The organism is Actinomadura rubrobrunea NBRC 15275 (assembly GCF_001552235.1).
GTDB lineage: Bacteria > Actinomycetota > Actinomycetes > Streptosporangiales > Streptosporangiaceae > Spirillospora > Spirillospora viridilutea.
Map to the genome: position 1 here is coordinate 26,439 of NZ_BCQU01000068.1, position 10,564 is coordinate 37,002.

Genomic DNA, 10,564 nt, shown 5'->3' on the forward strand with positions numbered 1-10,564 from the left:
GCCGGTGAGCTCGAAGCGGCCGTGCGACGGCACGGCCGTCCCCTACCTGGGCACACCCCCGTAGGCGACTGGGCTCTGCCGGGAGTCTGCGGGGGCGTCAGGATTCGGCGGACGGCCAGGCGCGCATGGCCAGGTCGGCGATGCGCTCCAGGTCGTCCCGGGTCGCACCGTCCTGGGCCTGACGCGACATGCCCTGCATGGTGGCCGCGAAGAAGGCGGCCAGCCCGTCCACGTCGGTGTCCGCGGGCAGCAGCCCGGCCCGGACGTCGGCCGCGATGCGGTCGGCGATGGACCGCCGGGTGGCCAGCCGCATCGCACGCAGTTCCTCGGCCACCTCGGCGCTCTCGGGGCCGTGACTCGCGGTCGCGGTGATGATGAGGCACCCGGGCGGGTGGGAGGGGTCGGTGTAGTCGGCGGCCAGGTCCCGCAGCATGCGTCCGATGGCGCGTTCGGCGGTGGGCTCCTCGGCGAGCGCGCGCCTCACCAGCGCCCCGTGCCGTTCCTGGTAACGGCGGACGCATGCGCCGAACAGCGTCCGCTTGTCGCCGAACGCCGCGTACAGGCTCGGCGGCCGGATCCCCATGGCGGCGGTCAGCGCGGAGACGGACGTCGCCTCGTACCCGTGCCGCCAGAACTCCACGAGCGCCTTCTCCAGCGCCGCGTCCCGATCGAAGGCGCGGGGACGGCCCCGAGACCTCACGGTCATGGCACCAATTCTAGAACGCTCACTACAGATCTCACGTTGCTTCGACTTGACCTCAAGTCAAGTTGAGGTCCCAGTCTTCTTGCAGACGACCCGGCCCGCCGGCGGACGACCGCTCGGCGGGCGCCCGGTGTCGTCCGTCATCCGCGGACACCCCGGATGACCGGCATGAGCGCAACGGAGACTGACATGAGCGACACCCCACTGCGTGTGGCGATCATCATCGGCAGCACCCGCGCGGGCCGGTTCGGCACCCGCGTCGCGAAGTGGTTCGCCGAGCAGGCGCGCAAGCGTCCCGACATGGCCGTCGAGGTGGTGGACCCGGCTCTGCGGCCCCTGCCCGTCGTCCTCGACGCCCCGGCGTCCGGCCCCGCCGAGGCCGACGCCCTGGAGCAGACGCGGCGCACGCTCGACGCCGCCGACGCCTTCGTCATCGTGACCCCGGAGTACAACCACAGCTTCCCCGCCGCCCTGAAGAACCTCATCGACCTGCATTCCACCGAGTGGCAGGCCAAGCCGGTCGCGTTCGTGTCCTACGGCGGCCTGTCCGGCGGGCTGCGCGCGGTCGAGCACCTGCGGCAGGTCTTCGCCGAGCTGCACGCCGTCACCATCCGCGACACCGTCAGCTTCCACAACCCGTGGGAGGAGTTCGACGCCGGCGGACACCACACGAACCCCACCGCCTGCAACGCGGCCGCCAAGGTGCTGCTCGACCGGCTCGCCTGGTGGGCGCACGCGCTGCGCGACGCCAAGGCCAAGCGGCCCTACGCCGCCTGAACCATGCCGGAGGACGACATGACGACCCCGATCTCACCGGTCGCGTCCGACGGCGCCGCGTCCCGCGTCCGCCCCGGCCCGACCGCGATCGCCCTGGTCCTGGTGCTCGGGTCGATCATGGTGGCGCTCGACCAGACCGTGGTGAACGTCGCCGTGCACCGGCTCTCACAGGACTTCGCCGCCTCGCTGGCCGCCGTCCAATGGGTCATCACCGGCTACTCCCTGGCGCTGGGCGCGGTCATCCCGGTCACCGCATGGGCGGCGGGGCGCTTCGGAGCGAAACGGCTCTACCTGGTGGCGATCGCGCTGTTCGGGACGGGCTCGCTGCTGGCCGGCACCGCCTGGAACATCGAGTCGCTGATCGCGTTCCGCGTGCTGCAGGGGCTCGGCGGCGGCATGGTGATGCCGCTCGCCATGACGATCCTGCTGCGCGCCGCCCCGCCCGGCCGGCTCGGCCGGCTCATGAGCATGCTCGGCCTGGCCATCCTCGTCGGCCCGCTGGCCGGCCCCCTGCTCGGCGGCCGGCTGGTGGACGAGGTGTCGTGGCGCTGGATGTTCCTGCTGAACGTCCCGATCGTGGTGCTCGTCGAGCTGCTGGGCCTGCGCGTCTTCCCGCGCGACGAGCCCGCCGCGGACCGCAGGCTCGACGTCCCCGGCCTGCTCCTGCTCTCCCCCGGCCTGGCGGCGCTGATCTACGGCGTGACCGCCGGCGGCGAACGCGGCGACGTGACCTCGCCCGGCGTCCTCGGGCCGCTCCTCGCGGGCGGCGCGCTGGTCGCCGGGTTCGTCGCCCGGACGCTGACGTCCCGCCACCCGCTGATCGAACCGCGGCTGTTCCGGCGGCGCCCGGTCGCCGCCGCCGGCGCCGTGCTGGCCCTGTTCGCCACCGGCTACTTCGGCTCGATGCTGCTGCTGCCGCTGTACTTCCAGGTCGTCCGGGGGGAGACCGCGACGGCGGCCGGGCTGCTCGCCGCGCCGCTCGCCCTGGCCTCGGGCACGTCCATGCAGATCAGCGGGCGGCTCATCGACCGGATCGGGCCCCGGGCGATCGTGACCGCGGCCGCGATCACGGCGTCCTGCGGGTTCGTCCTGTTCGCGGTCCAGCTGTCGGCGGACGCCTCGTACTGGGGCCTGTGCGGGGCGCTGGTCCTGGTCGGCCTCGGCGGCGGTTCGACGATGATGCCGACGATGACCGCGGCCGGCGCGGGAGCGCCCCGCGACCTGGCGGCGGCCGTCAGCACCGCGGTGAACCTCGTCAGCACCACGGTCGCCGCCGTCGGCACGGCGGCCGCGTCCGTCCTGCTCACCGCGGCGATCTCGGCCCGCGTCCCGGCCGCCGGGGACGACGGCTTGCGCGCCTTCCACGCTCTTCCCCCGGACGCCCGGGCCGCGGCCGCGCCGACGCTGGCGGACGCGTTCCAGCACACCTACGTCTGGGCCGTCGTCCTCACCGCCCTGGCCGTCGTACCGGCCCTGTTCCTCCCGCGCCGCGATGAGTTCCTTCGCGGAGCCGAGTCCACCCAGCCGGACACGCGACCGGGAGGCGAGCCATGCCAGACGACCGAGAGCAGATCCGCGACTTGATCGAACAGTGGGCGAACGCGGTGCACACCGGGGACATGAACGGCGTCCTCGCCGGCCATGCCGACGACATCGTGATGTTCGACGTCCCACCGCCCTACGAGGGCGTGCGCGGCATCGACGCCTACCGCGAGACATGGCCGCCGTTCTTCCAGTGGCAGGCGAACGGCGCCGTGTTCGACATCGAGGCCCTCGACGTCACCGCCGGCGAGGACGTCGCCTACGCCTTCGCCCTGGTCCGCTGCGGCACCCCGGAGGACTTCGCCCGGAACCCGGCCGACCGCCTGCGCCTCACCCTCGGCCTCCGCAAGGAAGACGGCCGCTGGGTCGTCGCCCACGAGCACCACTCGTTCCCCCACCTCCCCGACGGCTCCTGACGTGGAGGTCAGCGCGTCGCCAGGAAGACCTCCAGGTCCTTCAGGCGACGCCTGGCCACGTCGGAGAAGAGCCGTCGGAGGGCGTCCTCGATGCGCGTCAGCTGCTCCTCGGTGAGCTGAAGCCGCGCCGTGATCCGGGACGGTGCCGTCCCGCCGTGCCAGGCGATCAGCACCGTCCCGCCGGGCCGCACCACGCGCCGCAGCTCGCGCAGCCCCGCGTCGAGGTCCGGCCAGATGGCCACGTTGTTCACGGAGACGACCCGGTCGAAGGACGCATCGGGAAGACCGGTCCGCTCCGCCGTGCCGAGCCCCAGCACGACCCGCCCCTCTTTGACGGCGGCACGGTTGGCTTTGATCGCCGCGTCCCGCGCCGTCTCCGACGGATCGACCCCGTGGATGGCCGAGGCGCCGGTGTGCCGGGCGAGCAGCCGGATCAGCCGACCGGGCCCGTATCCGACCTCGAGCACCCGCTCGCCGTCCCGGACGCCGAGGACGTCCAGCACCTCCCGCTGCGGGTTGCTCCAGCGCATGACTGAAATCGCCAGCCGCCCCGCCAGTCCCTGGGGCAATGCGAACGGCGAAGTGTTCGCCCCCTCACCGGCCCACGAACGAAGCTCCTCCATATATCCAGCCTGGCAGCCCGCCTCGACCGCACGTGAACGGCACGCGGAAGACCCCGCGCGAACCCGCCGCCCGCGCCTGCCCCTCACTCACGCCCGCCTCAGGAGCGACCAAGACGAGCCGGAGGAGAGAACCTGCCAGGTCAGGGAGTGATCGGCGAGAGCAACGTCGTCGACCGTGCGAGAGTCGGGGACCACCTGTGCCCGTGAGCGGGACCGTCGCGCTGGAACTCGGAACGCGGAATGCATATGCATTCGGGCACGCATATTCGATCGTCAGATATCCATTGGGGCCCGAAAGCACCTCACGTTGCGGCCGTGGGGTCTTACTTTACGCTCGACCGAGGAGGAGTGCGCCAAAACGGTGTACGCCTCAATTATCTACGCACCCGGCCGACCGCGCGAGCGCCCGCCAGTGCGCGACCTCCACGCCCTGCTCGCCCGATGCTGCCGCCCCAGGTCGAAAGTCGAATGAGGGATCGCTTGCCGCCCATACTTTGGGGACTCATTTGCGCAAACATGGGTTGCGTCACGGCTAGCGTGGAGGTTGTCCGGACCTCGTTGACGCCAGGGGCCGCCTCGACACCGACCAAATCTCACAAAATCGGATGAGCGCGGACTCCACGGAGGGTGAGGAATCATGGCGGAGCAGCGAAAGCAGGAGACTCGCAGGGCGCAACGGCTCGGCGAATTCTCCGTCCTCGAATGGGAGCAAAGGCTGCGGGACGAGCTCGTGACCGGAGGGCTGTGGATCCCGGACACGCAGGCTCCGGACTACCGCACGCTCCGGCCCTACGGTCCCGTGACCACGCCCGGATTCCCCATCTACGAGAATCTGGAGGAGCGGCTTGCGGAGACGAAGGAACACCCGGACGAGGTGGTCGCCCACGTGCTGGCCACCTGCGCGGCGTACTCGTACTCGGACACCGCCACCGTATCGATGATCATGGCGCGGCTGGGGCTCGAGCAGAACGTGTGCCGCACGTTCACCTCATTCGTCGACCCCATGTTCATCCGCTCCACCGCGTTCCTGATCCAGAGTCGCAGCGGGCGGGTGGCGATCCTGTGCTACCGCGGCACCGAGTTGACGAGCTTCGTCAACTGGCTCACCGATGCCGACGTCGCCGTGACGCGGATGGAATACGGCCTAGGGGATCGAGGCGCCAACGTGCACGCCGGGTTCTATCGGAACGTGCGGGCGACACGTTATCAAGTGGTGCAGGCGCTGAAGCAGGCGCAGGAGAGCAGGTCCGTGCGCGTCCCCCTTCCCTGCGAGACCAACGGCACCGCTCCGTCGCGGACGGAGAGGAGGCTGGAGGCCCTGTACATCACCGGGCACAGTCTCGGTGCCGCCATGGCCGCGATGATGACCGTGATGCTGAAGCATGAACGCAAATTCGCGGTAGGCGAGGATGAGCTCGCGAGCCTTCTGCGGGCCACGTACACGTTCGGCCAGCCCATGATCGGCGACCCGGCCTTCGCGAAAGGCTGCGAAGAGAACGAGTTCCTTCGCACCAAGGTGCTGCGCTTCATCTATGACAATGACGTCGTGCCGCACCTTCCGCCTCGCAGCACGGGCCCGTTCCAGCACTTCGGGCGGGAATACCGCTACCACATCCCGAACCTTCAGAACTCCATCTGCGAACTGCTCGGCTATCTCGGCTGCGTGCAGGGCGGCCAGAATGGGACCTGGCGAGAGGAGAAGAAGCCGACAGGGCAGTCTCTGACCGCGTTCGGAGGGTTCGGCCTGGCCGGGGCGTCGTTCCTGCTCAAGAAGATCAAGCCGATGCGGTCGCTGCCCTTCCCGTACTCCTTCGACGACCATTCGCCCATCAATTACGTCCAAGCCCTCACTCCGCCCGGCGTGCAGAACGAGTTCGGCGACTGATCGGCCCCGGTCACGCCCGCGACGAGCACCTGGCAGGCGGAAACGGACGAGATGCAGCGGTCGCCGGCGAGGACCCGGGACCGACGACCCGACGGACCCCGTCACCACCGGTTCCTCCGAGGACGGAGGGCGCCGATGAACCACGAACACCAGTGGGTGTCCGCCCGCGCCGTCGCATAGGTCATCCACGACGTCCCGTCCCCGCCGCCTGCGACGAAAACGGCCGGGGTCGCACAGGTCTGTGTCGACTACCGGCCCCCGACAAGGAGATCCGGCGGTTCCGCGCCCAGCTCGACGCATGCGAGAACACCGCCCAGCACGGCACCCGGCGCCCCTCGAGGTCTACGCCGACGAGACCACCGCCACCCGGCGCCGTTCCCAACTGGGGCGCCGCGGGCCGCTCGGCGGGAAAAGTCGCCGGGCCCATGAAGGTATCGCCCACGGCGTCCCCGTTCTGACCTGCGCAGGGCCACCGCGTTAGCGACTGTCCAACCGATCTTCGTGTTCGTCCTGGGATGTGAGTTGATGCCGTGCCGTGGTGCGACGACATGAGTTGGCCGATGCACGCGGCGGCGGATCAAGCCGTCTCGTCCGCCCCAACTGGCGCAGGACGGCCCGTGTGCCGACCACTACACGTGCCGAACGGCGTGCTGCGGAAGCTCGCCGGCGTTCCGTCGCGTGACTGCGTCTACGAGCGGTGCCGACGGCGGGACGCCGACGCCTGTGCATATCCATGACGACTGGGCCAGCCGCATCTGCCAGACCGTCAGCGCGCAATCATGCGCGCACCGGCACGCCGCCGACGCCCGCAAAAGGGGGGCCGGACGGAACAAGCCCGGCATCCGGGCAGGCACTCGGCCAGTCGCGAGACGGGCTGACCGCCACGATTCACCTGGCGGTCGACGGACGCGGCCTGCCGCTGTCGAACGTGCTCACGCCCGGCACCATCAACGACTGCACCGCCTTTCCTCGAGCTCTGGCGGAGGTCGCCGTCCCGCATGCCGAAGCGGGTCATCGTCGACAAGGGCTACAGCTCCGCGGCGATCCGCCGGTCGGCGCCGCAGGATCGCCGCGTCCGTTCACGCATGCAGGAACACACATGCGGGAATTGGTTGCCGCGGTGCACGCGCAGGGCGCTCCGCCGCCCTTAGCCCCCGACGTCTATCAGCGCCGCAATGTGATCGAACGCCTCAAGCAATCGCGCGGCATCGCCACAACCCGCCCGCAACCAGTGGGCACCGAGCGGAACGTGCCGCAGCCCGCGGCGGCGCATCCGCCGCACCATTCCCGAACGCATTGATCATCTGACCCAGCGGGCCCCGCGCGGGCATCGCCGCTGCGGCTTCCGTCGCCACCTGCGACGTTCTCGGCGGCGGTGCTGGGGTGCCGAGAGGCGTGGCGGCGGACGGCACGACGCTCATCGGCAACGGCCACGTGCCCACGCAGATATGGCGCTGGACCTGATGCGGCCGGCGCTTGGGGGTGCTGCGCTGATCAAGTGAATCCACGGGTGCGACGGGTCGCCGGCAAGCGGTTCAGCAGCCAGACCTACCAAGTCAGGGCATTGTGGCGGCGCCGGGCTTCGGGAGCGGGGGCAGGGCGCGCCATCTTCCACCACATCAACCCCGCCGCACCTTCATCAAGCAGCGGTTCTTCCGGCGACCACCGCTATGGCGAGCGGCCCCACGAGGTCGCCGCGCAGCTCGGTCCCGTCCGGGGCGAGCCCGTTCACCAGCCGCGCGACCTTCGCCTCGACGAAGACGGTGAAGCGGGCGGGTGGTCGGCGGGACTAGGTCACGGCGGGTTGCTTCCGTCCAGCTGGGGCTTCCGGCTGTGTTGCCGCGCGTGCGGCGTTCTTCTTCGCGCATGGTGGCGCGATGGCCGTGTGCGGCTGCCGGCGACGTGCACTCTGCAGTCGCTCATGCCCCGGCTTTCACAGCACTCGCATCATTCGAGCCCGCCCCAGGCAACGGGTCAGGGAGCGCTGTACGGTCGGGAGAAACAGAAGAGGCTTGTTGCGGGGGACTCATCAGGCCACTGTGAGGTGATGACTCGCGTCACACGTTCCGCGAGCATCCCTCAGGGAAGCACGGATCAGCGACCAATCACCGCCCGTGCGCCCGCCCGCGCCCCAGGGCGCAGTCAAGAAGGAAGGCGGGGCACCGGCCAGAGCGGTCCGCGTTCCAGGGGTCCAGAGGCGGCTCCGCGCCTTGCCCCCGGTCCAACCTGCGGGCGGAGGACCGGCAGGAAGCATCCCGCAGATATGACAAGGAGCAGCCGCCCTGTCTGTGGGCGCTGCTCCCAGTCTCGGAGTGGGCGAGGAGGGATTTGAACCCTCACGTCCTCGCGGACACACGGACCTGAACCGTGCGCGTCTGCCGTTCCGCCACCCGCCCGGGTGCGTCCCCCTCTCGGGGGGTGCGAGAAAAGGCTAGCACGGTCGCGGCAGTGGTTAGGTATCCAGATACTTCGAGCGAACCATCACACCGATACGATCGTCTACCAGTGGAGAAGGGAGGTGCCCGTGGGCGTCATTCAGCGCTTCGAGCGACGGCTGGAGGGCATGGTCGAAGGTGCCTTCGCCCGGGCCTTCAAGTCGGAGCTGCAGCCGGTCGAGGTGGCCAGTGCTGTACAGCGCGAGATGGACGACCGCGCCGCCATCGTGGCGGCTGGACGCACCCTGGTGCCGAACGACTTCGTCGTCGAGATCTCCGAGCAGGACGGGCAGCGGCTCCAGGTGTACGCCGACAGCCTGAGCCAGGAGCTGGCCAACCTGGCCCGCGAGTACGCCAAGGAGCAGGGGTACTCCTTCGTGGGGCCGGTGCGCGTCCGGTTCGAGAACGCCGGGGACCTGGCCACGGGCATGTTCCGCATCCGTTCCGGCGTCATCCGCGGGTCCACCGTGGAGGGCGGGGAGATCCGCCGTCCGGTGAGCGACGTGCCGCAGGTAGGGGGCGGGGCGTTCGCCGGTCGGCCGCGGCTGCTGGTGACCACCGCGGTGGAGGGCGCGGACGCCACCCAGCGCACGTACGAGATCACCACGCCGGTGACCCTGCTGGGCCGTGGCACCGACTGCGACCTGCGGTTGGTCGACCCCGGCGTGTCCCGCCACCATGCGGAGATCCGCGTAGAAGGTCCCGAAGTCGTGCTCGTGGATCTAGGGTCGACGAACGGCTCCTTCGTGAACGGTCAGCCGATCCGGCGGGTCACGCTCGTCGACGGTTCGCGCGTCACGATGGGCCGAACAACCCTGGTCTTCCGCCGCGATAGGGAGTAGCCCCGACTCCGATGTCCGAATTCACCCTCACGCTGATCAAGCTGGCGTTCCTCGCGGTGCTCTGGCTGTTCGTCATCGCGGCCGTCGGCGTGATCCGGGCCGATCTGTTCGGTTCCAAGGCCGCCCTCCGCGCGGCCCAGCCCGCGCAGCGGCCCGCCCGGCAGTCCAGGCCGCCGCGGGCGCAGCGCAGCGCGCCGACCAAGCTTGTGGTCGTCCAGGGGGAGCGGGCCGGCACCGTCATCGACCTGACGGGCATGCCGATCACCATCGGCCGGGCGAATGACTCCACGCTCGTGGTGACCGACGACTACGCTTCGAGTCGGCATGCCCGACTTTACGCGCAGGACGGTCAGTGGATCGTGGAAGACCTCGGCTCGACCAACGGGACCTATCTCGGGCGTACTAAGGTGAGCCGGCCCATGCCGGTTCCGGCGGGCGTACCGATCCGTATCGGCAAGACGGTGATCGAGCTGCGCAAATGACTCTGGGAATTCGCTACGCCGCGCGGTCCGACGTCGGCATGCTGCGCGAGGGCAACGAGGACTCGGCGTACGCGGGCGCCCATCTGCTCGCCGTGGCCGACGGTATGGGCGGGCACGTCGGCGGTGAGATCGCCAGCGCCGCCGCCATCGCCGAGCTGCGCAAGCTCGACAAGGAGATGCCGGCCGACGAGCTGCTGTCCGCCCTGGAGCGGACGGTCAAGGCGGCCAACGAGAACCTGCACCACATCGTCGAGTCGGACCCGGCGCTGCAGGGCATGGGCACGACGCTCACGGCGATGCTGTGGGCGGGCAACCAGGTGGCGCTGGTGCACATCGGGGACTCCCGGGCGTACCTGCTGCGCGACGGGAGCCTGTTCCAGATCACCCACGACCACACGCTGGTGCAGTCGCTGGTGGACGAGGGCCGCATCAGCCCCGACGAGGCGGCCTCGCATCCGCAGCGTTCGCTGCTGCTGCGCGCGCTGGACGGCCGGGGCGAGGTCGACCCGGACCTGTCGCTGCGCGAAGCCAAGATCGGCGACCGCTATCTGCTGTGCTCCGACGGGCTGTCCAGCGTGGTCACCGCCGAGACGATCTTCCAGGTGCTGACCGAGGTGGACGACCTCGAGCAGGTCGTCCGCCAGCTGATCGACCTGGCCAACCGGGGCGGCGGACCGGACAACATCACCTGCGTGGTGGCCGAGGTCGTCGACCTGGGCCAGCATCCGCCGCCGCCCGCCCCCGGCCGCGCGGTGGGCGCCGCGGCCAACACGCGGCCCCCGGAGCCGCCCGGCAACCCGGGCACGACGCAGCCCGCTCCCCCGGCCGGCGGGGCGGGCCCCGAGGGCGGCGCCGACAC

General features: G+C 70.4%; 10 protein-coding genes and 1 tRNA gene. 8 read left to right on the top strand and 3 right to left on the bottom strand.

The annotated features are described in order from the left end of the window. Positions 1-97: 97 nt before the first annotated feature. A complete protein-coding gene (locus tag AR3_RS20355) occupies positions 98-706 on the bottom strand; it encodes a TetR/AcrR family transcriptional regulator (RefSeq protein ID WP_067915833.1) in 609 nt (202 codons plus the stop codon). Positions 707-892: 186 nt separating this feature from the next. On the opposite strand from AR3_RS20355, the gene AR3_RS20360 reads away from it, so the two are divergent. From AR3_RS20360 to AR3_RS20370, 3 genes are read left to right on the top strand one after another with little or no spacing between them, the layout of a single operon-like run. After that, complete coding sequence (locus tag AR3_RS20360; RefSeq protein WP_106259188.1) at positions 893-1,480, top strand: NADPH-dependent FMN reductase; 588 nt, start codon at positions 893-895, stop codon at positions 1,478-1,480. Positions 1,481-1,498: 18 nt separating this feature from the next. Further along, on the top strand, positions 1,499-3,064 hold the full coding sequence (locus AR3_RS20365; RefSeq protein ID WP_083951716.1) for a DHA2 family efflux MFS transporter permease subunit: 1,566 nt from the start codon (positions 1,499-1,501) through the stop codon (positions 3,062-3,064). Then, a complete protein-coding gene (locus AR3_RS20370) occupies positions 3,031-3,438 on the top strand; it encodes a YybH family protein (protein ID WP_067915837.1) in 408 nt (135 codons plus the stop codon). The genes AR3_RS20365 and AR3_RS20370 overlap by 34 nt, the downstream gene beginning before the upstream one ends. Before the next feature lie 8 nt (positions 3,439-3,446). On the opposite strand, the gene AR3_RS20375 is transcribed toward AR3_RS20370, so the two are convergent. Further along, entirely contained in the window at positions 3,447-3,968 is a 522-nt protein-coding gene (locus AR3_RS20375) for a class I SAM-dependent methyltransferase (RefSeq protein ID WP_067915839.1), read from the bottom strand. A gap of 730 nt (positions 3,969-4,698) precedes the next feature. On the opposite strand from AR3_RS20375, the gene AR3_RS20380 reads away from it, so the two are divergent. Together AR3_RS20380 and AR3_RS30735 are read left to right on the top strand one after the other, a co-directional pair. Beyond that, the gene (locus tag AR3_RS20380; protein ID WP_067915840.1) at positions 4,699-5,946 is read left to right on the top strand and encodes a lipase family protein; all 1,248 of its coding nucleotides are present in this window, start codon (positions 4,699-4,701) and stop codon (positions 5,944-5,946) included. Positions 5,947-6,679: 733 nt separating this feature from the next. Continuing rightward, positions 6,680-7,246 (top strand): transposase, encoded by a 567-nt coding sequence (locus AR3_RS30735; RefSeq protein ID WP_146150369.1) that lies wholly within the window; start codon positions 6,680-6,682, stop codon positions 7,244-7,246. 1,013 nt (positions 7,247-8,259) lie between these two features. Here the strand turns inward: AR3_RS30735 and AR3_RS20385 are convergent. Then, positions 8,260-8,342 (bottom strand) — tRNA-Leu (locus AR3_RS20385). Between the two features lie 128 nt (positions 8,343-8,470). Between AR3_RS20385 and AR3_RS20390 the strand changes: the two genes are divergently transcribed. The 3 genes from AR3_RS20390 to AR3_RS20400 all read left to right on the top strand — a co-directional run. Continuing rightward, positions 8,471-9,223, top strand: coding sequence for an FHA domain-containing protein (locus AR3_RS20390; RefSeq protein WP_067915847.1), 753 nt, complete (start codon positions 8,471-8,473; stop codon positions 9,221-9,223). Positions 9,224-9,234: 11 nt separating this feature from the next. Beyond that, positions 9,235-9,705 (top strand): FHA domain-containing protein FhaB/FipA, encoded by a 471-nt coding sequence (locus tag AR3_RS20395; RefSeq protein WP_067915842.1) that lies wholly within the window; start codon positions 9,235-9,237, stop codon positions 9,703-9,705. Next, the coding region (locus tag AR3_RS20400; protein ID WP_157406714.1) for a Stp1/IreP family PP2C-type Ser/Thr phosphatase at positions 9,702-10,564 on the top strand (863 nt) is incomplete at its 3' end. The genes AR3_RS20395 and AR3_RS20400, both read left to right, overlap by 4 nt.

Excerpts from the sequence above, each read along its gene's own strand:
- AR3_RS20365 (WP_083951716.1), top strand. The coding sequence starts at position 1,499 with ATGACGACCCCGATCTCACCGGTCGCGTCCGACGGCGCCGCGTCCCGC.
- AR3_RS30735 (WP_146150369.1), top strand. The coding sequence starts at position 6,680 with ATGACGACTGGGCCAGCCGCATCTGCCAGACCGTCAGCGCGCAATCAT.
- AR3_RS20375 (WP_067915839.1), bottom strand. The coding sequence starts at position 3,968 with ATGCGCTGGAGCAACCCGCAGCGGGAGGTGCTGGACGTCCTCGGCGTC.
- AR3_RS20360 (WP_106259188.1), top strand. The coding sequence starts at position 893 with ATGAGCGACACCCCACTGCGTGTGGCGATCATCATCGGCAGCACCCGC.
- AR3_RS20380 (WP_067915840.1), top strand. The coding sequence starts at position 4,699 with ATGGCGGAGCAGCGAAAGCAGGAGACTCGCAGGGCGCAACGGCTCGGC.
- AR3_RS20355 (WP_067915833.1), bottom strand. The coding sequence starts at position 706 with ATGACCGTGAGGTCTCGGGGCCGTCCCCGCGCCTTCGATCGGGACGCG.
- AR3_RS20395 (WP_067915842.1), top strand. The coding sequence starts at position 9,235 with ATGTCCGAATTCACCCTCACGCTGATCAAGCTGGCGTTCCTCGCGGTG.
- AR3_RS20370 (WP_067915837.1), top strand. The coding sequence starts at position 3,031 with ATGCCAGACGACCGAGAGCAGATCCGCGACTTGATCGAACAGTGGGCG.